The sequence below is a fragment of the Nocardioides sp. YJ-D4 genome (genome assembly GCF_054031495.1).
In genome coordinates this window covers 2560698-2584063 of the sequence record NZ_CM132932.1, presented here as the reverse complement: position 1 = coordinate 2584063, position 23366 = coordinate 2560698, and the positions used below count along the sequence as shown (strand labels likewise).

Annotated in this window: 25 protein-coding genes; 16 read left to right on the top strand and 9 right to left on the bottom strand. The window is 69.7% G+C overall.

All coding sequences use genetic code 11. The features are described 5' to 3' along the window. Positions 1–468 precede the first annotated feature (468 nt). From ACW14X_RS12300 to ACW14X_RS12255, 10 genes are all read left to right on the top strand, one after another. The gene (locus ACW14X_RS12300) at positions 469–675 is read left to right on the top strand and encodes a hypothetical protein (protein WP_160025705.1); all 207 of its coding nucleotides are present in this window, start codon (positions 469–471) and stop codon (positions 673–675) included. A 39-nt stretch (positions 676–714) separates the two neighbouring features. Beyond that, the gene (locus ACW14X_RS12295; protein WP_457165771.1) at positions 715–1971 is read left to right on the top strand and encodes a hypothetical protein; all 1257 of its coding nucleotides are present in this window, start codon (positions 715–717) and stop codon (positions 1969–1971) included. Next, positions 1968–4691, top strand: a complete 2724-nt coding sequence (locus tag ACW14X_RS12290) for an ATP-binding protein (protein WP_160025703.1) — start codon at positions 1968–1970, stop codon at positions 4689–4691. The genes ACW14X_RS12295 and ACW14X_RS12290 overlap by 4 nt, the downstream gene beginning before the upstream one ends. Next, positions 4691–6823, top strand: coding sequence for a hypothetical protein (locus ACW14X_RS12285; protein WP_457165770.1), 2133 nt, complete (start codon positions 4691–4693; stop codon positions 6821–6823). The genes ACW14X_RS12290 and ACW14X_RS12285 overlap by 1 nt, the downstream gene beginning before the upstream one ends. Before the next feature lie 62 nt (positions 6824–6885). After that, positions 6886–7353: a hypothetical protein gene (locus ACW14X_RS12280; protein WP_457165769.1), complete on the top strand. Its 468-nt coding sequence runs from the start codon at positions 6886–6888 to the stop codon at positions 7351–7353. 5 nt (positions 7354–7358) lie between these two features. Further along, entirely contained in the window at positions 7359–9302 is a 1944-nt protein-coding gene (locus ACW14X_RS12275; protein ID WP_457165768.1) for a peptidoglycan DD-metalloendopeptidase family protein, read from the top strand. Between the two features lie 68 nt (positions 9303–9370). Further along, a complete protein-coding gene (locus ACW14X_RS12270; protein WP_457165767.1) occupies positions 9371–10411 on the top strand; it encodes an AMP-binding protein in 1041 nt (346 codons plus the stop codon). Then, positions 10408–11376 carry an o-succinylbenzoate synthase gene (locus tag ACW14X_RS12265; protein ID WP_457165766.1) on the top strand — a complete coding sequence of 323 codons (969 nt, stop codon included), beginning with the start codon at positions 10408–10410 and terminating at the stop codon, positions 11374–11376. Before ACW14X_RS12270 ends, ACW14X_RS12265 begins: the two co-directional genes overlap by 4 nt. A 99-nt stretch (positions 11377–11475) precedes the next feature. Further along, positions 11476–13080 (top strand): 2-succinyl-5-enolpyruvyl-6-hydroxy-3-cyclohexene-1-carboxylic-acid synthase, encoded by a 1605-nt coding sequence (gene menD / locus ACW14X_RS12260; protein WP_457165765.1) that lies wholly within the window; start codon positions 11476–11478, stop codon positions 13078–13080. A 37-nt stretch (positions 13081–13117) separates the two neighbouring features. Beyond that, positions 13118–13462: a hypothetical protein gene (locus tag ACW14X_RS12255; protein WP_350836808.1), complete on the top strand. Its 345-nt coding sequence runs from the start codon at positions 13118–13120 to the stop codon at positions 13460–13462. 2 nt (positions 13463–13464) lie between these two features. On the opposite strand, the gene ACW14X_RS12250 is transcribed toward ACW14X_RS12255, so the two are convergent. The 5 genes from ACW14X_RS12250 to ACW14X_RS12230 form a co-directional block, all read right to left on the bottom strand. Further along, a complete protein-coding gene (locus ACW14X_RS12250; protein WP_160025695.1) occupies positions 13465–13677 on the bottom strand; it encodes a helix-turn-helix domain-containing protein in 213 nt (70 codons plus the stop codon). Then, complete coding sequence (locus ACW14X_RS12245) at positions 13674–14360, bottom strand: DUF2975 domain-containing protein (protein WP_457165764.1); 687 nt, start codon at positions 14358–14360, stop codon at positions 13674–13676. The genes ACW14X_RS12250 and ACW14X_RS12245 overlap by 4 nt, the downstream gene beginning before the upstream one ends. A gap of 61 nt (positions 14361–14421) precedes the next feature. Then, positions 14422–14991 carry a TIGR03086 family metal-binding protein gene (locus ACW14X_RS12240; protein ID WP_457165763.1) on the bottom strand — a complete coding sequence of 190 codons (570 nt, stop codon included), beginning with the start codon at positions 14989–14991 and terminating at the stop codon, positions 14422–14424. Continuing rightward, positions 14988–15476 carry an SRPBCC family protein gene (locus tag ACW14X_RS12235; protein WP_160025693.1) on the bottom strand — a complete coding sequence of 163 codons (489 nt, stop codon included), beginning with the start codon at positions 15474–15476 and terminating at the stop codon, positions 14988–14990. The genes ACW14X_RS12240 and ACW14X_RS12235 overlap by 4 nt, the downstream gene beginning before the upstream one ends. Then, positions 15473–15832: an ArsR/SmtB family transcription factor gene (locus ACW14X_RS12230; protein ID WP_457165762.1), complete on the bottom strand. Its 360-nt coding sequence runs from the start codon at positions 15830–15832 to the stop codon at positions 15473–15475. The genes ACW14X_RS12235 and ACW14X_RS12230 overlap by 4 nt, the downstream gene beginning before the upstream one ends. A gap of 212 nt (positions 15833–16044) precedes the next feature. Between ACW14X_RS12230 and ACW14X_RS12225 the strand changes: the two genes are divergently transcribed. Then, entirely contained in the window at positions 16045–16875 is an 831-nt protein-coding gene (locus ACW14X_RS12225) for a GH25 family lysozyme (RefSeq protein WP_457165761.1), read from the top strand. Between the two features lie 28 nt (positions 16876–16903). Here the strand turns inward: ACW14X_RS12225 and ACW14X_RS12220 are convergent, their stop codons facing one another. The 4 genes from ACW14X_RS12220 to ACW14X_RS12205 are packed head-to-tail and all read right to left on the bottom strand — an operon-like array spanning position 16904 to position 19590. Continuing rightward, positions 16904–17182 (bottom strand): YciI family protein, encoded by a 279-nt coding sequence (locus tag ACW14X_RS12220; protein ID WP_457165760.1) that lies wholly within the window; start codon positions 17180–17182, stop codon positions 16904–16906. Continuing rightward, on the bottom strand, positions 17182–17814 hold the full coding sequence (locus tag ACW14X_RS12215; protein WP_457165759.1) for an MBL fold metallo-hydrolase: 633 nt from the start codon (positions 17812–17814) through the stop codon (positions 17182–17184). Before ACW14X_RS12215 ends, ACW14X_RS12220 begins: the two co-directional genes overlap by 1 nt. A 24-nt stretch (positions 17815–17838) precedes the next feature. Further along, a complete protein-coding gene (locus ACW14X_RS12210) occupies positions 17839–18330 on the bottom strand; it encodes a hypothetical protein (protein WP_457165758.1) in 492 nt (163 codons plus the stop codon). 9 nt (positions 18331–18339) lie between these two features. Further along, entirely contained in the window at positions 18340–19590 is a 1251-nt protein-coding gene (locus ACW14X_RS12205) for an isochorismate synthase (RefSeq protein WP_160025687.1), read from the bottom strand. A 105-nt stretch (positions 19591–19695) separates the two neighbouring features. On the opposite strand from ACW14X_RS12205, the gene ACW14X_RS12200 reads away from it, so the two are divergent. From ACW14X_RS12200 to ACW14X_RS12180, 5 genes are read left to right on the top strand one after another with little or no spacing between them, the layout of a single operon-like run. Then, on the top strand, positions 19696–20277 hold the full coding sequence (locus ACW14X_RS12200) for a hypothetical protein (RefSeq protein ID WP_160025686.1): 582 nt from the start codon (positions 19696–19698) through the stop codon (positions 20275–20277). 37 nt (positions 20278–20314) lie between these two features. Beyond that, positions 20315–21004 (top strand): demethylmenaquinone methyltransferase, encoded by a 690-nt coding sequence (locus ACW14X_RS12195; RefSeq protein WP_350836793.1) that lies wholly within the window; start codon positions 20315–20317, stop codon positions 21002–21004. Between the two features lie 19 nt (positions 21005–21023). Continuing rightward, positions 21024–21704, top strand: a complete 681-nt coding sequence (locus tag ACW14X_RS12190) for an ankyrin repeat domain-containing protein (RefSeq protein WP_350836791.1) — start codon at positions 21024–21026, stop codon at positions 21702–21704. A gap of 46 nt (positions 21705–21750) precedes the next feature. Continuing rightward, complete coding sequence (locus ACW14X_RS12185; protein WP_457165757.1) at positions 21751–22665, top strand: hypothetical protein; 915 nt, start codon at positions 21751–21753, stop codon at positions 22663–22665. 37 nt (positions 22666–22702) lie between these two features. Further along, the gene (locus tag ACW14X_RS12180) at positions 22703–23353 is read left to right on the top strand and encodes an HD domain-containing protein (RefSeq protein WP_457165756.1); all 651 of its coding nucleotides are present in this window, start codon (positions 22703–22705) and stop codon (positions 23351–23353) included. The last annotated feature ends 13 nt before the right edge of the window (positions 23354–23366 follow it).

Here is a 23366-nt window from a genome sequence, read left to right as displayed (position 1 = left end):
GGACGCAAGCGCGCGAAACTCGCGAGGTTGCTCCGGGATATAGATTCCCCGAAGTTAGCCTCCCCTCGCAAGAATACGGCGAAGGAGACCGCTGAGCGGGACAGTGTCGTGCGCAGCGGTCCGGTGGGCGGCATGACGTCCGGGTGACGCGGTCCGCCCAGTGCTGGTACGCGCGCGGTGTGCACGTGTCGTCAGGTGGAACGAGGTGCGCTACGGCGGTCTGGCGACTACGCTCGTCTCACATGGCGGTGGCGTTTGTCCAGAATGCCGATGCCCGGGAGTTTGCGTCAGCCCGCGGGAGGGGCAAGGCGCCCCCACCCACCGGTGCCGCATGGGGCTGCGCCGGCCGGGACAACCGAATACTTCCGGACGGATCCGGCAACCACACCTCACCTCGGGAAAGGGAGCAGAACAATGGCACCGCACCAGTTGATTCAGACACAAGCCGCCGAGTATGGCACCGGCGGCTTGGCAGAGTGGATCACCGACAACATCATCACGCTGGTCGTCCTCATCTTGGGCGTCACGGTCCTGTGGGCTGCCCGCAGCGGCAACATCTCGAAGGCCGTCACGATCGTCGGTGGCCTGATCATCGGTCTCGGAGTCCTCGGCCTGGCCGTGGGCAACAACGCCACGGACCTCGGTCAGTGGATGGCTGGTCTCTTCAAGGGGTGAACCCGGTCCCGTTAGCTAACCCAGGGAGGGATCTCGGGGATGAGGCTGCCTGACGACGACGAGCTGTACGAGGTCGACCAGACCTATCTCGGTCCCCCTCGTCGCTACATCGGGGAGATGCGTTATCGCACCATCTTCCTCTTTCTGGTGATCGCACCATTGACGCTTGTGCTGCTGCGCAAGCTCGGCATGCCGGTGACGCTGCTCAGCATGGGGCTGTGGCTGATCGGCGCCTCCTACCTCTCGATGAAGGCCTCCGACTACATCAGCTCGGAGAGCTCGGCCGGCGCCTGGCTGATGACTTTCTGGCACGAGCTGACCACGCCGCGCGTGGAGACCAGTGCCCAGTACGCAGGCGGCGCGGCGGTCGCCTTCCGGCACGCCACGAGCCCCCGGGGCGGCTGGGCGAAGGCCATGCGACGGCCCGGCCGGCGGTTCGCGCAGCAGCCGGGCGCCACGTCCTCGCCTAGGCTGCTGGAGGCGACGGTCGTCGCCTCGACCCCGAGCGTCCAGACCCGCGTCCAGACCCAGCCGGTGCGCGGCAAGGCCGCGCCCGTGCGACCGGTGATCGAGGCGAAGGTCGTCGAGGAGCCGCTCCCGGCCCATCTCTCGGTCCAGCCCGAGGCTCAGCCTGCGAGGCAGCAGCCCGCCACCGGCGTACGTCCGGCGAAGGGTGGCTGGTCGAGCCGGCCGTCCTCCTCCCCGCGTGAGCCCCGCGACGTTCCGTGGAAGGGCGGTGCGCCATGGCAGGCCCGGCAGGAGCCGGAGCAGCCCGTGTCGCGCCCGCAGCCGTCCCCCGAGCCGACCGAGCCGAAGACTCAGGCCGCGCCGCCCGCGCCGCCCGCGCCGCCCGCGCCCCCGGCTCCGGCTGCCGGGACCTCCGCTGCACCTCCGCCTCCGCCCCCGGCGCAGTCGGCACCGCGCACTGCGCCACCCCCGCCACCTCCTCCGCCACCGCCCGCAACGGCCCCGGCGGCGCAACAGCCCGCTCCGAAGACCGAACCGAAGACCGAACCGAAGCCTGAGCCGGAGCCGGCACCCAAGGCCGCTCGGCTGCCGCTCTCGCACGCGGTCAGGCCAGCAGTGGTGATCGCACCGGAGCCACGGTTCGACGACGTCGACGAGTGGGACGACGCCGACGAATGGGACGACTTCGACGATGCGCCCTCGGGAGGTACCCGTCCCAGGGACAATCAGGACGAGCGGGCGGTGCCTGACGGGCGCCCGCAGAGTGTGGACGACTACCGCAAGCGCCTCGACGGCGACGACGCACCCAACGACGGAGGAACCGCATGAGGCGGCCGCGAACGGAGCGGGCCTACGGGCCTGGCTTCGAGAAGCCCAAGCCGGGACGCAAGAGCGTCTTCGGCCGGGGCGGCGACGACTCGAAGGGCGTCCGTGAGCCCAGAGGCGACAAGTGGGCGCTGGAGGAGGTGCGTGGTCACCTGACCTTCACCAGCGACCGCATCATCGCCTGGTACCTCGCCGAGCCTCAGACCTGGTCGTTCCGCGCCCACTCCGACCTCGAGGCCCTGATCACCGACCAGGCGAGCCAGCTGGCAGACCTGGTCGGCAACACGGTCCACGGCCGGGTCACCACCCGCCCCTATCCCGTACGTCACTGGGCGCACGCCGCGTTCGCCAACGCTCCCGACCCGCAGCCCGGGTTCGAGGAGATGATGGCGCGCAACCAGGCCCACATGGCCGCCCACAGCCAGGCCGACAAGCTCGTCTACTACGGCGTCGACCTCGGCCGCCGCGACGCGACGGTGAGGACGCTGGCGAAGTTCTCCGCCGGCGCCGCCGAGCGCGAGATGGCTGCGATCAGCGAGCGCCTCGACACCGTCAACCGAGTGATGTCGCGCCCGGGCTTCTCTGCGCGGCCGGCGGTCGGTCACGACATGGAGTGGATGATCGCCCGTTCGCTCTCCCTGGGCGCCAAGATCCCGGTGCCCGAGCCGGGCGAGGCCCAGCAGAACTTCCTCGACACCGACGACATGGCCGAGTGGTTCGAGTCGGTCGCCTGGTCGGCAGAGCCGCTGGCACCGACCGTGCAGGTCACCAGCAGCATCGGTGGCCGCCAGGAGACCAGCCACGTGTGCGTGCTGACGGTCTCCCGGATCGGTGACATCGAGGTCCCGGAGACCCACGCGCCGTGGATGGCGAAGACCGACGCCCTCGGCTTCCCGGTGGAGTGGTCGTTCCGGGTCGAGCCCCGCTCGCCGGAGGACGTCTCCCGCGAGATGGCGTCCCTGACCCGCCGCATCGACGGCCAGGTCAGCCACTGGTCCGAGGACCACGGCAAGCGGCCTCCCAAGCAGCTCTCCCGTCAGGCCGGCCGGGCCGCCGACGTCGAGGACGAGATGCGCTCGGAGTTCACGGGCCTGTCCACCCGGACCAGGGGCTGGTACCGGATCGCCGTCACCGGCCGCAGCGAGGCGGAGGCGCTCGACAAGGCGCAGAAGGTGGTCGACCTCTATCGGCCCCAGATCAAGATCACCCGCCAGCTGGGGCAGTATCACCTGGCTCGTGAGTTCGTACCGGGCGAGCCGCTCGCCTCGACCGCGCATGCCCGGAAGTTCCCGGTGCTCAAGGTCGCCGCCGGGCTGCCGGCGGTCACCGCCGAGGTCGGCGACAAGCGCGGGTTCTACCTCGGCGAGACCTCCGCGATGGCGTCCCGGGCCGTGCTGATGGACCCGTGGTACCTCACCGAGGTCATGGAGCAGGCCGGCCTGATCCCGCTCGTCGGCACGCCCGGTTCCGGAAAGTCGACCCTGATGGGCGTCGTCATCTACATGTCGATCCTGTCCGGCATCCACGGCGTCGCCATGGACCCGGCCGGACGACTGCAGCGGCTGATGACGCTGCCCGAGATCGGCGGCGGCATCTTCAACGGCCAGCAGGTGCCGGCACGCGCCCGCAGCGTGGACGTCCTCGGTGGCCGCCCGGGAAGCCTGTCGCCGTACGCCGTCGTCCCCGACCCCAACCCGGAGCTGATCCGGGCCGAGGCGATGTCGGACCACGAGTTCGCCGAGCGGCTCCACCGGGAGCGGTCGGCCGCCGTACAGCAGCGCCGCGACCTGACCGTCTCGGTGCTCCGCTCCTGCCTCCCGGTCGGACTGGCCAACAACGAAGAGGTGCTCAAGCGCATCCGCGCCCGCGTCATGGAGGCGCAGGCCGACCGCGGCGCCGACACCTCGACGATCGTGAAGATGCTCTTCGAGGGCGACGGTGGCGACCACGAGATCGGCCGCGAGCTCGCCGCCGCCCGCGAGCGTGAGCTCGGCCGCCTCTTCTTCGGCAACGACTTCCTCCAGTCCGACGAGGAGCTGAAGGGCACGCCGTTCACCTTCTACAACCTCAAGGGACTCAACACCCCGCCCGAGCACGTCCCGCGCGAGGAGTGGAGCGCCGAGGAGCAGATGGCGCGCCCGATCATGACGCTCGCCGCCTGGTCCGCGCTGCACCTGATCTACCGCAGCGACCCCAACGAGCGGAAGCTGTTCGCGCTCGACGAGGCCCACGAGGTCACCCAGGCCTCCGGCGGCACCGGTCGTGCCCTCGTCCACAAGCTCTCCAGCGACTCCCGCAAGAACAACTGTGCCGCGCTGGTCTCGACCCAGAACGCCTCCGCGATCCTGGGCTCCGACATCAACAACTTCGTCGGGGCGGCCTTCGTGGGACGTACGCAGGACGAGAGCGCCCAGCGCGACGCGCTCAAGCTGCTCGGCAAGCCCGAGGGGCTCGGCTACGAGTCGATCCTGGCGCGGCTCTCACCGCGCACCAGGCGCGGCGACGAGCAGCTCGGCTACCGCGAGTTCATCTACCGCGACGGCCTCGGTGGCGACACCGGTCACGGCGGTATGGAGATCATCAAGGTCACCCTCAACCACCACCCGGGTCTGCAGGAGGCGCTCAACACCACCGCCGACCCCACCCGCCGCGTCAGTCGAGCCATCGGCGGCGAGCCGGTCGATCTCGCCACGTCTGAGATTTCCGGGGATGGGATCGGCTGATGCAGCCGCGCTCCGCTCACCACAGGACACCCCTGCGTTGTAGGGCGGCTGCCCTCGTCGTACTCGTGGTTGCTCTGCTGTCCGTCGCCGGGCCGGCGGCGGCAGCGGGGCCGAAGGGGATCGACATCCCGATCCCGTTCGATCCGACGGGTGGCCTCTCGGGTGTGAGCGATGCGTGCAACAACCTGGACGCGCCGATGCCGGCCTCTCCCTACGGGGATGGCAGCTTCATCGTGCGGATGACGGCGTTGGGGGCGGCGTCGAAGGCGGGTACGCAGCTGAACGATCCGAAGGAGATCAACGACGAGCTGGATCCGTTCCGCAACAAGGACGAGGTCTCGCTGGAGTCGGCCTACGGGACCACGCCGCAGTGGTGGACCTACGACAACGGGTGCACGGGGCAGTTCGTGGCGGGGGCGGGGACCTCGATCGGCAACATCATGTTGGAGATCTCGGGGATCCTGCCGAACTGGTCGCATGCGTTGTTGAACGCGGTGATCGGTGAGAACTCCTTCCTCAAGGCGTTGGACGACCCGATCGTGGCGGCCTCGGAGGCGGTCACCAATGGGGTGTGGGCGCCGTGGGTGAGCGTGGTGTTGTTGCTGGTGGCGGCGACGGTGATGATCCGGGCGCGTGATGGCCGGTTCGCGCGGGCGGTCACGGCGGCGGGTTGGGCGCTGGGCGTGCTGGTGGTGACCTCGTGGCTGATCCAGTATCCGGTGGAGTCGACCAAGCTGGTCGATGACGGGGTCCGGTCGGCGACGGGGATGATCGCGACCGGGTTCAACGACGGTCGTACGGTGCCCGGGGTCAACGACGACAAGTTCGGTGAGACCGATGCGGTCGAGGCCGTGGACGGCCAGATGGACGAGGTGGTGCGCTCGACGCAGTACCGCACCTGGCTGGCCGGTGCCTTCGGTGACCCGGACTCGGCTACCGCGAAGACGTACGGGCCGCGGGTGTTCCGGTCCACGCACTTCTCCTGGCAGGAGTACGACACCTACCGCAAGGACCCCAACGGCGAGGGCAAGAAGGTCCTGGAGGCCAAGCAGGACGCCTTCAAGGAGCACGCCGAGGCGGTCAAGAAGTCCGATCCGGTGGCGTATGAGTACTTCAAGGGTGAGCACTGGTCGCAGCGGGCGACCACGGCGTTGGTGAACCTGGCCGTGGTCGTGGTGGTGTGTGGGTTCCTGCTGGTGGCCGGGCTGGCGATCTTGTTGTCGTTCGCGTTGATCCGGTTGATCGTGCCGTTCGCGCCGGCGGCGGGGGTGTTGTTCATGTTGGACCACACCCGGGACGCGGCAGTGGCGATGCTGAAGCGGGTGGTGGGTCCGTTGGTGATGGGCCCGATCTACTTCCTGGTCGCGCTGTTGCTGCTGCGGCTGGACTCGGCGATCTTGACCTCGACGATGTGGTTCGTGCTGAAGCTGGGGCTGATCGCGGTGCTGACCGTGCTGGCCTGGCGCCTGACCCGACCGGCCGCCTACGGGATCCCACTGCCGGGCATGGGCCGGCTCACCTCGATGCTCTCCTCGTACGTCGGCACCCGGGCGGGCGCCGAGGCCGGGGTCAGCGACGCGAACGCCGACCGGCCGCCCGTCCCGGGCGGTGGCCCGGCAGGCACCGGATCGGTCTCGAGCCCCGGCGGTGTCTACATGCCCGGCCACGAGCTGACCGGCAGGCGACCGACGATGGTCGCCGAGCAGGTCCCCAACCAGGCCCCGGTGTCGGCCGCCGGAGCGCTGGGCGCCGGGGCGAGCGCGAGCGCCACACCGACGTACGCCCTGGGGTCCTCGATGAGCGGCGAGGAAGGCGAGCGGGTGGCCGGCCAGTGGTTCGACTCGCGCTCCGTCGAGCGCGACGAGCCGTCCTTCCGCGACGAGCCCCGCCCCGGGTTCGCCGCCGGGCAGGTCTACAACAACGACCGTCCCGAGGCGCCGAGCCCGGTCGACTACACCGCAGGTGCCTACGCCGACCGCGAGCCGGAGCCACCGCGACAGTCGCCGGTGGCGGAGGCCAACGTGGACTACGACGCCGACGGCAACGCGGTCTTCGTCATCTACTCACCGAACGGGAACCGCTCGGTGCCCGTCGACAACGGTCCGAGCTGGTCTGAAGGAGGAGCCCGGTAGTGCGGTCGACAACGACGCGTGGTGTGCTGTGGGAGGTCATCGCGCCGGTGCTGAGGTGGCCCATGAGGTCGCCGTTCCGGTTCTTCTCGGTGGTTGTCGGCATCGTCTTCGTCATCTGGCTCATCGCCCAGTGGAGCGACGCTCCCGACGCCGAGCCAGCCGCCCAGCCCGAGCGGGGAACCGCGTCGGCGCAGCAGAGCGCCTCCGCGACCGGCTCGCCGGCACCCGTCCCGGACCCGACCCCATTGGCGACCAAGTTCGTCGCCGCCTGGGCCCGTCCCGACCTGACCACCGACGAGTGGTGGGCCGGGATCAACGCCGCCCGTCCCGACGAGTCGCTGGCCCAGGCCCTGGGCACCACCGACCCGGCGACCGTGCCGGCGACCAAGGTGGTCGGCCCCGCGAAGGTGCTCGAGCAGACCGACGGTGAGGCACGTGTCGAGGTCACCACGGATGGCCCCAAGGTCATCGTCTACCTGACGCTGGTCGACAACGTCTGGTACGTCGCGAACATTCTTCCGGGGGGATGAGACCGATGTGGATCTTCAAGGCGCGTCTGATCTGGGGGATCGTGGCCGGGGCGGCCACGCTCGTCTTGGTGGTCACGGGTGCCTTGGTGATCCTCATCGGTGGCCTGGCGAGCACCGAGCAGAGCACCCAGGACCAGGCCGAGTCGGGCTGCATCGGCGGGACCAACGCGATCCAGGCCGGCAACCTCGGGCCGGACGGTGAGATCCCGGAGGGCAGCATCGCCGGGTTCAACACCGAGCAGATCCAGAACGCCCGGACCATCGTGGCGGTCGGCAAGCAGTCCGGTGTGCCCGCCTACGGGTGGGTGATCGCGCTCGCGACCGCGATGCAGGAGAGCACCCTGCGCAACCTCGACTACGGTGACCGCGACTCGGTGGGCCTCTTCCAGCAGCGCCCAGTCTCCGGGTGGGGTTCGGTCGCCGACATCATGAACCCGGTGAAGTCGGCCCAGGCCTTCTACGGCGTGGCCGCCCACACCGGCAACACCGGGCTCCTGGACATCCCGGGCTGGCGCAAGATGCAGGTCACGGCGGCGGCGCAGGCGGTGCAGCGCTCGGCGTTCCCGCTGGCGTACGCCCAGCACGAGGACGAGGCGCGAGCCCTCGTCGCCGCGCTCGCCGACGGGGTCTCGGCTGCCGACCTGACGGCCACCGCGACCGACGTGGCCTGCACGATCGGCATGGCCGGGATCAGCACCAGCGTCGTACGTCCCATCCAGGCCGGCCTCGCGGTCGACAACGACAACTACGGCAACTCCGGCTCCAACTGGGCCAACATGCACACCGGCAACGACTACTCCTCGCCGTGCGGCACGCCCGTGCAGGCGGCCCACGGCGGCACCATCGTGATCGAGTCGGGCGGCAGCTGGGGCTGGTCGGGACGCTGGCTGGTGAAGGTGCAGACGGCGCCCGGCAACCTGACCACGTGGTACGGCCACATGCAGTCGCTCTCGGTGGCCGCGGGGCAGACGGTGAAGGCCGGACAGGTCATCGGGCAGGTCGGCAGCGAGGGCAACTCGACCGGCTGTCACCTCCACTTCGAGGTGCACCCGCACGGCGGCGGCTACCTGCAGGACCAGGTGGACCCGGCGGCCTGGCTGGACAAGAACATCGGCAAGACCCTCGAGACGACCAAGCAGGTCGCCGGGCTGCCCGGTGCGGGGCAGGTCGGCGCCTCCCCGGCCGCCGTCTCCGGCCCGCAGGTGCGCCTGGCGCAGGCCAACATCAAGGTCTCCATGTCCAGCTCGAGATACCGCTCCGACCTGGCCAAGGTCATGAAGCACGGACCCGACTTCGTCTCCCTGAACGAGGCCCAGTCACGGTCGGTCTCCGACCTCTCGGTGCGCGGCTACGGCACCTATCGCGCCTCGGCGGACGAGTACGGCACCCGGAGCCAGGCTCTCAGTCCGGTCGTCATGTGGCGTACCGACCGCTGGGTGGCGGTCGACAAGGGCACCGTCCAGCTCACCAAGCCGGTCACCGGCGTCAAGAACGACAACAGGTACGCCACCTGGGTGGTCCTCGCCAGCAGCGACGGCTCCGGGCGCATCTCGGTGATCTCGACCCACACGATGACCTCGCCGGCCAACAGCCCGCAGGCGCGTAAGAACGAGGCTCAGCGCGGCTTCGCGAAGCTCGCCGGACTGGCCCAGGGGCTGCAGAAGTACGGCCCCGTCCTCGTCGCCGGCGACCTCAACTCGCCCTACCCGCGCAACGGCGGCGACGGGGATCCGTGGGGCCCGAAGCCGTTGATGACCAAGGCCGGGATGACCTCCTCCTTCGAGACCCTGGGCGCGCCTCCGCAGGGTTGGGCCACCCACGACGGCGGCGGCACCATCGACTGGCTCCTCGGCTCGAGCGCCACCGCCACTCCCACCCGCCACGCCACGTTCAAGCTGGAGTCCGACCACCACGGCCTCGTCGGCGACTTCAACATCCGCGGCCAGTAGCGCGCCGACGCGTGTTACAGCCGACGGGCGCCCGCGAACCCCTGCACCGCAGGAGATAGCGTTGGGGTGTGGACGACGCGGTGGTACGGGCTGAGAAGACCGTCGCCGCGATGGCCGAGTGGCTCGCCGGAGGCGGGCCGGAGCACTGGGTCGTGGAGACCTCGGGCTCGACGGGCAAGCCCAAGCGGGTGATGCTCTCCCGAGAGGCCGTGAAGGCGTCCGCAGCGGCGTCGGCGCGGCGCGTCGGGACGAGCGGGCAGTGGCTGCTGACGCTGCCGGAGTCGTACGTCGCCGGGGCCAACGTGATCGCCCGCTCGCTGCTTGCGGGGTTCGAGCCGGTGATCGCCGCCGCCCACGAGTCCTTCGCCGAGGCCGCCGCGGCGATGGCCGACGGGCCTCGGTTCGTGTCGATGGTGCCGACCCAGCTGCACCGGATCATCGAGTCGGGCGGCGACGACCTCGCCGCGCTGGCCGGCTTCCACACGCTGCTGCTCGGCGGCGGCCCGATCGACCCGTCGCTGCGCGCCCGCGCCGAGAACGCCGGCGTCGCCGTCGTCGCCACCTATGGCTCGGCCGAGACCTGTGGCGGGTGTGTCTACGACGCGATGCCGCTGGACGGGGTCGGGATCGCGATCGGCGCCGACGGCCGGGTCCGGATCAGCGGACCGATGCTCTTCGACGGCTATCAGGACGATCCCGAGCAGACCGCGAGCTCCCTGGTGGACGGCTGGTTCCTCACCTCCGACGCCGGCACCCTGGACGAGGACGGCCGGCTCCGGATCCTCGGCCGTCTCGACGACATGGTGATCTCCGGCGGCGTGAAGGTCCCGGCGGCGCTCGTCGCCAGGCGGCTCCGCGAACACCCGGACGTGGAGGCCGCGGAGGCCCTCGGCACCCCCGACGAGGAGTGGGGCCAGCGGCTGGTCGCCTTCGTCGTCGGCGACATCGACGCCGGCACCGTGCGCGAGTGGGTCGCCGCTGAGCATCCGCGCTCCTGGGCGCCGCGACAGGTCGTCGCGCTCGACGCGATCCCGCTCCTCGGCAACGGCAAGCCCGACCGGCAGGCCCTGCTCGCGCTCGCGACGACCGACGACGCGGAGGCACGATGACCGATCAGGGCCACGTCTTCGCCCTGCCGATGACGACTCGCTTCCGGGGGATCACCGAGCGCGAGGGGATCGTCTTCGAGGGCGCCGGCGGGTGGGGCGAGTGGTCGCCGTTCCTCGACTACGACACCCCCGAGATCGAGCCCTGGCTGCGCTGCGCCGAGGAGGCGGCCGCGGGGGACTGGCCGACGCCCGTACGTGAGACCGTGCCCGTCAACGCCACCGTGCCGGCGGTCGGTCCGGAGCGCGCCCACGAGATCGTGACCCGCTCCGGCTGCGCGACCGCCAAGGTCAAGGTCGCCGACCCGGGCCAGAGCCTGGCCGACGACATCGCCCGCGTCGAGGCGGTCCGGGATGCCCTCGGCCCCGCCGGCAAGGTGCGGATCGATGTCAACGGTCTCTGGACGGTCGACGAGGCGCTCGCCGCGATCGGCGTTCTCGACAGGGCCGCGGGCGGGCTCGAGTACGTCGAGCAGCCCTGCGCCACCGTCGAGGAGCTCGCTGACGTACGCCGCAAGGTCGATGTCCCGATCGCCGCGGACGAGTCGATCCGGCGGGCCGCGGACCCCTACCGCGTACGAGACCTCGAGGCCGCCGACGTGGCGGTGTTGAAGGTGCAGCCGCTGGGCGGCGTACGCGCCTGTCTGCGGATCGCCGAGGACATCGGGCTGCCGTGCGTGGTCTCCTCGGCGCTGGAGACCTCGGTCGGGATGGCCGCCGGGATCGCGCTCGCCGCGGCGCTGCCTGAGCTTCCCTACGCCTGTGGGCTCGGCACGGTCTCGATGTTCACCGAGGACATCGCCGCGTCGCCGCTCCTCCCGTCCGGCGGCGTCCTGCCCGTACTGACTGCCTCGCCCACGCCAGAGCGCCTGCTCGCCGATCGGGCGCTGCAGGCGACCCCGGAGCGCGCGGAGTTCTGGCGCAAGCGTCTGGCCGACGTGCGTGCCTACCGGGAAACGCTTCGGTGAGCCGACCACTTTCCCGCCATGGCGGGATTCTGCGCGGTGCCCGTCGCCCTGGTTGCCGCATTTCCCCGCCATGGCGGGAAAATGCCCCGAGGAGGATGAATGCCAACAGCTACTGAGCTCGCCCGGGCGGTCGTCACCGCGCTCCTCGAGGCGCGTGTCACCGACATCGTCATCGCGCCCGGGTCGCGCAACGCACCGCTGTCGTTCGCCGTTCTCGACGCGTCGCGAGCGGGGCTGGTACGTCTGCACACCCGGATCGATGAGCGCTCGGCCGGCTTCTTCGCGCTCGGCCTGACCAAGGTCGGCTCGCGCGCGGCGGTGATGTGCACCTCCGGCACCGCGGTCGCCAACCTGCATCCGTCGGTGCTCGAGGCCGCTCACGCCGGGGTGCCCCTGGCCGTCGTCACGGCCGACCGGCCGGCGCGGCTCCGGGAGACGGGCGCCAACCAGGTCACCGACCAGGTCGGCATCTTCGGCCGGCTGGTGGAGACCCGCGACCTGGTCGACGCACCCGACGCGGACGACGTCGCGGTGCTCGACTCCGCACGCGGCCCCGTCCACTGGAACATCCAGCTCGACGACCCGCTGACCCCGCCCGACCGCTGGCAGCCGGGGACCATCGAGGCCCGACCGGCTCCGCCGCGCCCCGAGCTGATGATCCACGAGTCGATCCCGACCGGCCCCGGGACGCCTCGCACGGTCGTCGTCGCCGGTGACGACGCCGGCCCGCCCTCGCGGATCCTCGCCCAGGACGGCGGCTGGCCGCTGCTCGCCGAGCCCTCCTCGGGTGCGCGCACCGGCGACAACGCGCTGCGCTTCTACCGGCTGCTGCTCGAGTCACCGCTCGCCGAACGGATCGAGCGGGTCGTCGTCTACGGCCACCCGACCCTCTCCCGGCCGGTCACCAACCTGCTCGCCCGCGCCGACATCGAGGTCATCGCGGCCCCCGTCGAGGGGGTCTGGCCCGCGCGCCCGTTCCGCGTCGACCGCACGATCCGCACCCGGCTCCACGTCGAGGGTGAGCCCGACCCGGCGTGGCTGGAGGAGTGGCGCGAGGCCGACCGCGACCTCGGTCGTCAGGTGGACCGGCTGCTCCACGAGCAGCAGCAGATGACGGCGTACGACGTCGCCGGCTGTGTCGCCCGCGCCCTGCCCGACGGTGGGCTGCTGATGCTCGGCCCCTCGAATCCCGTACGCGACCTGGACCTGATGATGCGGCCCTACCGCGTCGGCGGGCGCCGGAAGGTGCTGGCCAACCGTGGCCTGGCAGGCATCGACGGCATCGTCTCCACCGCCATCGGTGCTGCGGTCGGCCGCGAGTCCTCGACGCGCGCGCTCGCACTCATGGGCGACGTCACGTTCCTGCACGACGCCGGCGGTCTCCTGCTCGGTCCCGAGGAGGTCCGTCCGGACCTCACCATCGTCGTCGCCAACGACGACGGCGGCTCGATCTTCGCCTCTCTCGAGCAGGGCGCCGACGAGTACGCCGACAGCTTCGAGCGCCTCTTCGGCACCCCGCACGGGACCTCGCTGGAGGCCCTCTGCGCCGCCCACCGCATCCCGCACCTCGCGGTCACCTCCGTGCCCGAGCTCGAGGCCGCTCTCGCCTCCCCGAACGGCGGCATCGAGGTCGTCGAGGCGGTGGTCTCCCGGGACGGCCGTCGAGAGCTCGACCTGGCGATCCGCGCGCTCGCCCGTTCCTGAGCCGCTGACCCGATCGGCCATGGCACAGTGTGTGCCCGTGACCGAACAGCCACAGTGGCCGGGCGTGGTGCCCTACGTCGAGTACTACACCGGCGCGAAGCGCATCCTGGTGCTCCACCTGACCAGCGGAAACAAGATGCTGGCGAACAACCCGGGCAAGCTGCCACCGATCGCGAGCATCGACGGCCGGCAGTACGTCGTCTACTGGGGCACCGTGTCCTTCGAGATCCCCGCCGAGCGCGCATGCCACGTCAGCGTCCACGTCGAGGGCGACTACATCCAGCAGGCCGCCACGATCCTGCTCTCACCCGGCGCGGAGCCGGTCCAGCTGACGTACGCGACCCACTACACCTCCGGCGTCGGCTCGCTGACGCTGTCCTGAGGTCAGTTCACTCGCAGGATGTCGCCGGGCTGACATTCGAGTACGTCGCATATCGCGGTGAGCGTCGAGAACCGGATCGCCCGCGCCCGGCCGTTCTTGAGGATCGATGCGTTGGCCAGCGTGATCCCGATGCGGTCGGCGAGCTCGGTGAGGGTCATGCCGCGCTCCTCGAGGAGAGAGTCGAGGTGGACGGTGACGCGATGGTCATCGGTCATATGGTCAGTGCCGCCTCGTCCTGCAGCACGACGCCGCGGCGCAGCACGCGACTGAAGGTGAGGGCACAGATGCCCAGGATGAGCGGTGCCCAGTCCGGGCCGCCGATGCTTGCGACTTCCAAGGTCCACGTCAGGTCGAGCCTGGGCGCAGCGGCAGAAGCGATGAAGATCCCGTTGCCGATGTCGGTGCCGATCGGGCCGATGATCGCCATCCCGATCAGAAACCATCCGAGGGCGCGCAGCATCCGGGCCGGTTCTGCTGTGAAGATCCCGTCCCGGCGGGCGATCTGGATGGCCCGGCGAGCGAGCAGGCACCCTCCCCCCAGGAGTATCAGGCCGAGGATCGGCCCGATCGATGCGGCCCATTGCATCGCCCAGCTCGGATGGGTCGTGCAGAACATCGTTCCCGACGACTGAACGCTGGAGCCTGGCTTGGCGAGAGATTCACCGGTTGCATCGCCGTCCGAGCCTGTCATGAACGAGTCGGCCTCGACGCACACATGGTCGGAGAACCGGAGCACCCCCGCGTTCTCGGCCTTCCCGAACAGATGAAGGACGGAGACCACTGCGCAGAAGAAGGCGAACGCGACGATCAGCGCGAAGATGGCGTCGACCAGGACCCCCAGCGGTGCGAGGGCGTCGCGTTCGCGCGTTGGTCTCGAACCATGCGGGGGCTGCGACATCTCTCGTCCTTATCGTTTCTCGATAGTATCGAGAAACGATAAGGCATGGTGCTGCTGAATGTCACGGTTTCCAGTACGGGTCTCGGCCGATGAAGCCGAGGAGCTGCTCCTGCGGAGTCGCGTCAGCCGGGACGTCGACGCGAGGGCCGAACTGACCCGAGGAACGCATGGCGTCCTCCATGGTCGCAGCGGCGGCCAGCATCGCCGCGGCACGCTCGGTACCGAGGTCGAAGTCGCGCCCCAGGGCGCGGGACAGGTCCCAGGAGTGCATCCAGATGTCGGGGGTGTAGATCTCCGAGAGCGCGACGTCGAGCGGCTTGTCGCCCATGTGCGGGTTGGAGACCATCCGGCCGGCGGGGTCGTCGAAGAGCCCTTGGACGTCGGCGGTGTGGGTCTTCCAGGCGGCGACCGGGTCCGCAGCGATGTCGAGCGGCGCAAGATCCACCCCGGCCGACCCGCGGAGGAAGTCGCGTGGCCACTCGACCAGGTGAGTGACGACATCGAGCGCGGTCCACGCCGCCACCGGGCTGGGGCGGGCCCAGTCCTCGGGGGCGGCGGAGCCGACGATCTCGGCGAACCGGGCAGCGTCGTACGCGTGCTGCTCGCGCCTGCTCAGATCGGGGGAGCTCACGAGAGCTCCGCGAGGAGCTCGTCGAGCTGCTCGTAGCCCTGGAGGACGCCCTTCTCCATGCCGCTGGCCATGATCGCGGCCTGCGTCTCGAAGGACTCCACGACGCTGAGGCCGGTCAGTCGGGTGCGGCCGCCGGGGAGCGGCTCGAGGGTGAGGTACTCCAGCGAGGCTCCGTCGGGGGCGCCGCGCCAGGTGAAGGTCTGCACGATGCGCTCGTTCTCACGCACCTCGTGGAAGCTCCCGAAGAACTGGGTGAACTCGTCACCGTCGCGCTCTGCGGAGTAGGCCCAGGAGCCGCCGGTGCGGAAGTCCCAGGTGGTGATGTGCATGCCGACGTCGCGCGGGCCGAGCCACTTGGCGTACAGCTCCTTCTCGGCGTGGGCGCGGAAGACGAGCTCCGGGGGAGCGTCGAACTCGCGGACGATGGTGATCGTCGGGGTCTCCTTGGAGGCCTCGATCGTGGTCTCGTGCTTCGTGGTGGTCATGATGCGTCCTCTGCTCGTGTTGATTCTCGTGATGGCGTGCTTTCCTGCATCTCGGCCAGCAGTGCGTCCAAGCGCTGGTAGCGCTCCTCGGCCTGCTGCTGATATCTCTCGATCCACTTGGTCATGAGGTCGAACACCTCCGCTTCGAGACGTACGGGGGCGCGGCGCGACTCCCGGGTCACCAGGCCGGCGTCCTCGAGCACCTTGAGGTGCTTGGAGACCGCCTGGAGGCTGACGTCATAGGGCGCCGCCAGCTCGCCGACCGTCGCGTCGGCGGACGAGAGCCGGGCGACCAGGTCGCGCCGGGTCGGGTCCGCCAGGGCCGCAAAGACTCGGGAGAGTCTGTCCTCGCTCATCTCGTACTCCTCAACCATTTGGTTGATAACGAGGCTAGACTCCTCGCTCGACGATTGTCAACCGTTTGGTTGAGTAACTTGCTTACCGGAAACCATTCCCCGGGGGACATCGGTTGCGGCACCATGTTTCCCAGTCACGACGCTTCTCAGTGCATGTCTCCTCCTCGGGAAAGGCCCAGCCCATGAGTCCTTCGCGCCGCAGATCCATGAGAATGACCGCGATTGCCGCCGGTCTCCTCCTCGCCCTCTCCCTCTCCCCGACCCAGTCCGCCGGCGCCGCCGAGAAGGACGACCGCCATCTCACCCAGAAGGCGAGGTCGCACGGTGTCACGATGGAGCACGGCGCGTATGTCGGCTGGTCGACGCCCGGCTCGAACGCCACGGGCGGCACCGCCAACGACGCCCCGATCACCGCGCAGGCGACCGTGAGCGGCATCGACGTCTCCGGCCATCAGGGCAACGTCGACTGGGCCTACTGGTGGGGTCAGGGGAAGCGGTTCGCCTACATCAAGGCGACCGAGGGCACCTACTACCGGAACAGCACCTACTTCCCGCAGCAGTACAACGGCTCCTACAACCAGGGCTTCATCCGCGGCGCCTACCACTTCGCCAACCCGGCCGACTCGGGCGGCGCGGCGCAGGCCGACTACTTCGTCAACAACGGCGGCGGCTGGTCGGCCGACGGGAAGACCCTTCCCGGGGTGCTCGACATCGAGTACAACCCCTACAGCGGCGGCACCTGCTACGGCCTCTCCCAGGCGTCGATGCGCTCGTGGATCGCGGCGTTCCTGGACCGCTACCGCGCCCGCACCGGGCGTGACGCGGTCATCTACACGACCACCGACTGGTGGACGACCTGCACCGGCAACACCTCACAGTTCGCCAGCGCCCACCCGCTCTGGATCGCGCGCTACGCCAGTACGCCGGGCACCCTGCCCGCAGGCTGGGGCTACTACACGTTCTGGCAGTACACCTCGTCACCGCTGGACCAGAACACCTTCAACGGCGCGTACGAACGCCTGCAGGCGCTCGCCCTGGGGTGATTCTTCGTCGGGGGCGGACCCCCGGTCCTCACAGGCCCAGCTGGGTCTTCCAGGAACCGAGGACCGGGGTCCACTCGAAGACGCGACGCTCCTTGATCAGCCCGACCGCGAGGAACGGGTCCTCGTCCACGGCCGCCTCGACCGTGGCGGCGTCGCCCTCGAAGACGAGCAGGCCGCCGCCGTCGGAGGTCGGGCCGGAGAGGACCAGGTTGTCCTGGCTCGCCAGGAACCCACGATGTGCGTCGAGATGCTCGGCGCGTACGTCAGGAAGGTCGTTGTAGGCGTAAAGGACTGCGACGAGGGCCATCAGAGGTCGGCCCCGTCCGCGAGCCGTACGTAGCCGCGCTCGGCCGGGATCAGCGCTGCCGCCTGGGTGTCGAAGATGCCTGAGCCGGCCTCGGAGTAGACCCGGTCGTGGATCGCGACGGTCTGGGAGGCACCGACGGAGCGGGCGAAGTCGATCAGCTCGCCCGAGCGCGCCCACGGTGCGGAGACCGGCAGGAAGAGTACGTCCACGGCCTGGCCGGGGCCGTCGAGCGCGTCGCCCGGGTGGAAGATCTTGGTGTCTCCGGCCTGGATCAGGTAGCCCGAGTTGTCGAAGTGGGGCAGGTCGGCGTGGATGACCGCGTGCTTCTCGTTGATCGCGGTGACCGGGAGCCCGGCGTCGAACGACTCGCCCGGCTTCACCACCGTGGTCCGCTCGTGGACCGCGGGGGCGCCCTTCTGGATCTGCGCCGCGACCGCGCCGATCGTGTAGATCGGGGCGTCGCTGCCCTCCAGGAGGGCCGGGTTGTAGTGGTCGGGGTGCTCGTGGGTGATCAGCACCGCCGTCGCGCCATCCAGCGCCTCGGGCTGGGTGAACACACCGGGGTCGACGACGACCACCGCCCCGTCGTGCTCGATCCGGACACAGGCATGGCCGAACTTCGTGATCCTCATGCCGCCGAATCTATCGCGGCCGGGTTAGACGTCGGAGCGGACCATGTTGGCCAGCCACAGGCCGAGAAAGACCGGAAGGAGTACGCCCCAGCCCATCCGCACCGCGGAGCCGTCCGGCAGGGCCACGACGCCGATCATCGCGATGGCGCTCGGTAGCGCCCCCGCCACGATCACGATCCCCGTCTCGATCCCGGGACGGTTGCTCCGGGAGTAGGCGAGGTAGAGGCCCATCGCCGCGGCCGCCACGGCGAAGAGGATCGTCAGCACCGCAGCGACCACCAACAGCTTGTACGCGCCCGGGGCGTCGTCGGGGCGGTCGCCCAACCACGCGATCGCCGACCAGAAGCCGTAGCTGTCGCCTTCCTCGCCGTCGTCGTGGACGATCCGGAAGGCCGGCACCGAGATCATCGCGACGATCAGGAACGGGATCGTGAGCAGCTGCGTACGTGCCAGCCGGTCGGCGGTCTCCTCTCCTTCACGCAGGGCAGTGCGGATGAGGCCGTCCGAGTTCTCCATGAACGGAGGTTAAGACAGCGCGTCCCGAATCGGGACGAACTTGGCCTGGGTCTCGGCCAGCTCGGTCTCCGGGTCGGAGCTCGCCACGATGCCGCAGCCGGCGAAGAGGCGGGCGGTGCGGTCGTCGATCATCTCGGCCGTACGCAGCGCGATGCCCCACTCGCCGTCGCCGGTGGCGTCCATCCAGCCGACCGGACCGGCGTAGCGGGCGCGCTCCATCGACTCGATCTCGGCGATGAGTGCGACGGCGTCCTCGCGGGGCGTGCCGCCGACGGCGGCCGAGGGGTGCAGCGCGGCGGCCAGATCGAGCGAGCTGACCCCGTCGCTGGCCACGCCGGTGATGTCGGTGGCCAGGTGCATCACGTTGGGGAGCTTGAGCACGAAGGGTGCGTCGGGCACGTTCATCGACGAGCAGTGCGGCTCCAGTGCGTCGGCGACCGACCTGGCGGCGTACTCGTGCTCCTCGAGGTTCTTCGAGGACTCGGCGAGCGACGCGGCGAGGGCGTGGTCGAGGTTCTCCTCGCCGGTGGGCCAGATCGTGCCGGCGAGCACGCGGGAGGTGACCAGGCCGCGCTCGCGGCGTACGAGCAGCTCGGGGGTCGCGCCGAAGAGGTCGTCGACGTGGAACGTCCAACAGGTCGGGTACGCAGCGGCCAACCGCCGCAGCACGGCGCGGATGTCGATCGGGGCGCTGGCCGCGGCCAGCAGATCGCGGGCCAGGACGACCTTGTCGAGGTCTCCGTCCTGGAGCCGGGCGACGGCGTCGGCGACGATCCGCATCCAGTGCTCGCCGTCGACGTACGCATCGGCGAAGACGACGTCGCGCGGCGCCTCCGGCTCCGGCATCGGAGTCAGGTCGGGGGGTGGTGTGGCGGCCGGGCCGACGGTGGTCACCCAGGCCGTGTCGCCGCGCTTGCCCACGATGACCGCAGGCACCTTGAGGACGGAGAATCCCGGCAGGTCCGAGAAGGCGAAGGAGCCGAAGCCGACCAGGCCGGTGCCGGGCTCGCGCACGGGATCGGAGACCGTGGAGACCGCCGCCAGCTCCTCGAACCACTTGGTCGCGTGCGCGAACCGCTCCGGTCCGGACGTACGGATCTCGGCGGCGGTGCCCCAGCCGACCAGGCCCTCGCCGTGGCGGACCCAGGACAGAACGCGCCGGCGGGCGGGCAGCAGCGCGAGCAGGTCGTCGAGCGTCTCCGACCCGGCATCGAGTGCCACGGTGGTGGCTACCAGGGACGGCTGCTCAGACTCGTTCACACGCCCAGGGTATCGGCGTGGTGTCGGCGAGGACGAGTCGAAGTGATGTATGGCATCCGCCCCGGGTTGCCATATATGACCATGTGGGTTGTAGCGTGCGCTGGCGTGAGTACCAACAAAGAGCAGTCGTTCATCGCAGAGAACGGCATCACCCTCGGCATCATCGCCTTGGCCCTCTTCGTCGTGCTGGGCGTTGGCCTGCCACGGTGGGTTGGCGACTCCGAATCCCACTCGGGCGTGAAGATCACGCTTCCGGAGACGCTGTCGGGCGGCTACAAGCCGGCGGACCAGAAGTCCTCCTACGACCTCGACGTGATCAAGAAGCAGGGCGCGTCCGAGGAGCAGCTGGACCTGTTCATCAAGCAGAACGCCGCCAGCTCGAAGACGGAGGACCGCAACGTTTCCGACGCCCTCGGGTTCTCGATGGCTTCGCGCACCTACATCACCAAGGACATGAAGAAGTCCGTGATGATCCGCGCCTTCGCCGGTGACGGCAGCGCCTACTACGGCGGTGGCGAGGTCTCCAAGGTGGGCGACAACGTCTGCTACTCCAGCGCCGACCAGCAGACCGGTCAGACCCAGGCGACGTGCTCGCACGCGTCCAACGACCTGACCGTCCAGGCGACCGCTGCCTCGAAGAAGGACGCGGCGAAGTACGCCGACGAGATCTTCGAGAAGCTCGCCTGAGTTCGGTCCCGGACGCAGACCGAGACAGAATCAGCCCGTGACCCGAGCAGATCTGGACAAGCAGCCCGGCGAGGTACGTCGGATGTTCGACGCCGTGGCCAAGCGCTACGACGTGACCAACGACGTGCTCTCCCTCGGCCAGGACCGACGCTGGCGACGCGAGGTCATCAAGGCCGTCGACCCGAAGCCGGGCGAGCTCGTGCTCGACCTCGCCGCCGGCACCGGCACTTCGTCCCAGCCGTTCCTGGACGCGGGTGCCGAGGTGGTCCCGACCGACTTCTCCATCGGGATGCTCCAGGTCGGCAAGAAGGCCAAGCCCCACCTGCCGTTCACGGCCGGCGACGGCACCAAGCTGCCCTACCGCGACTCGACGTTCGACGCGGTGACGATCTCGTTCGGCCTGCGCAACATCGTCGACCCGGCGGCGGGTCTGCGTGAGCTGCGCCGGGTGACCCGCCCCGGCGGTCGGATCGTGGTCTGCGAGTTCTCGCACCCGACCTGGAAGCCCTTCCGGACGGTCTACGTGGAATACCTGATGAAGGCCTTGCCGCCGGTCGCTCGGGCGGTATCGTCCTCCCCGGACGCCTACGTCTACCTCGCCGAGTCCATCCGTGCATGGCCCGACCAGGCAGGCCTCGCCGCCATGCTCTCCGCAGCGGGTTGGCAGGCTCCGACCTGGACGAACCTCTCGGGTGGAATCGTCGCACTTCATCACGCAACCGCTTGATCTCTGCGAAAGTTCAACTATGACCACGACGTTGCCATGGGACGGCATCTTGATGCCTCGCGAGGCCTACGGGCCCGCAGCGGTCAAGGCCAGGGACTCACTCACCGACGCGGCCGCACAGGGTGACTGGCGTCGCGCGCTCTCGCAGGTGCGCAACGACTACACCGTCGGCGTCAACACCTGGAAGATCGGCGGTGAGTCGATGTTCACGCCGCTCCACCACGCCGCCTACCTCGGTGCCCCGCGGGAGACCGTCCAGGAGCTGCTCTCGCTGGGTGGGGTCCGTTCGCTCCCCACTGCCCATGGCGAGACGCCCTACCAGCTCGCCCAGCGACGCGGTCACGACCACCTGCTCGACATGCTCGACCCCTACTTCCGCCCCGGCACCCCGCTCGGCGACAACCTCGAGAACGTCAACCTCCACGTGAACACGACGCTCGCGGAGCTGACCGCCGAGTTCCGCGGCGAGAACCAGCTGCGTACGTTCGACGTACGGCTCATCTCCGAGGAGGGCGGCCCCGACGAGGCCTGGTTCACCGCCCCGGGGATGTACGGCGGCATCCGGATCGGGATGTTCTGGGGTCGCGCCCACTTGGAGTACAACTCCCGGCTGGGCGACTCCTACGTCGTCGTCGGCCCGGAGGGATCGGCCTACGTGAGCCGTTCCAAGCGCGCCGTACCCGCCCTCCCCGTTCGCTGACCCCTCGCCTGTCGACCCGTGCGGCGTTGCGGCATGATGCGCCGTCATGACTGACACGATCGACGTCCCGGATGCCACCTGGACGGTGACCTCCGAGGAGCGGCGCAGGTTCCTCCGCGCGTACTGGTTGTGGTGGTGGCGGCAGCCCTCGATCTTGTTGGTGCTGTGCGGGGCTGTGGGAGTCGTCATCGGTGCGGTGGTGGTTCTTGACGTCTATCCGGCCGTGGTGATCGTCTTCCTGCTCGTGGATCTGGCCGTGTTCGCCGCCTTCTCGGTGTGGCGGGTGCGGAGGATCTATCCCCTTGGAGAGACCTTTCGCTCCTGGGCAGATGTCACCGCGTACCGGCTCGAAGGCCCCGGGGTCGGTATGGAGATCAACTGGAGTCGCATCACCGCTGTGAACGTCGGACCGGTCGCGACGCATCTAAGGACGCGGACGCCGAAGCAGAACCTCTTGGTCGCTGGGCAGGTGCTGGGTGAGCAGGCGAGAGCGCGCCTGGCTCTGGGGGTCGGGGAAGGTGACTCCGAGCCGGTCGTTCGCGAGGACGTGCCCGGTGATCGCTCCGTGGTAGTCGACCGACAGCTGCAGATAGCGCTTGGCTTGGCGGCAGCACGGCAGTTCCGCGTGACGGGCTGGTTCCTGGTCACGGTCATGGTGCTCATGGTCCTTCTCGCGATGGCTGGTTCCGACCCCTGGCCGACCATGTGGATGGTGGGCGTGCTGATGCTTGGCTTGGGTGCTGTCGTTCTCACAGTGGTTGCTCCGACGATCGGCAGCTATCCGGTCGGGTCGACCATCCGTGGTCATATGGGGGAGAGCCTGGTCCTCCACGGTCCCTGGGGCCGTACGTCGATCCACCGGTCCAAGCTCAAGCTGGTCGCCACAACGAAGCACGCGATCGCCTTCAAGTCGGGTCCGACCTGGGTGGTCGTGCCGCGGGCGATTCTCGACGAGAAGTGAGTTTCTCCAGACGTACGCAGCATGCGAAGGTCGACGCATGGATGACTCGACCGACGACCTGATCATCGACCTGAACCCGCTCCCGGACGAGATCGGCGGCCGGCTGCGGGCTCAGCTGGAGTTCATCGCCGAGGCCGACAAGCTGAAGACGATCCTGCGCGCCTCGCCGCTGGCCGCGGCCGACCGGCGTGAGAACGACGCCGAGCACTCCTGGCACCTGGCGCTGATGGTGCTGCTGCTCGCCGAGTACGCCGACGAGCCGATCGACGTCGGGCACGCGATCAAGCTCGTGATCATCCACGACATGGTCGAGATCTACGCCGGGGACAGCCCGGTCTTCGACGCCGCCGCGGTCGTCGACCAGGTCGAGCGCGAGATCGCTGCCGCCGAGCGGCTCTTCACGATGCTGCCGCCGGACCAGGCCAGTGAGATCCGCGCCCTGTGGGACGAGTTCGAGGCAGCTCAGACCCCCGAGGCGCGCTTCTGCAAGGCGATGGACCGCCTCGAGCCGATGCTCCTCAACTGGCTCAACCGCGGCGGCACCTGGAGCATGCCCGGTGCCACCGAGTCCAGGGTCCGGGCCCGTGAGGCCGGCGTCGTCGCGGCGAGCACGACTCTCGGCGAAGCCACCGACGCCATCGTCCGCGCGGGCCTCGCCAAGGGCTGGATCCGCCCCGACCCCGACTGACCCCGATCCCGCC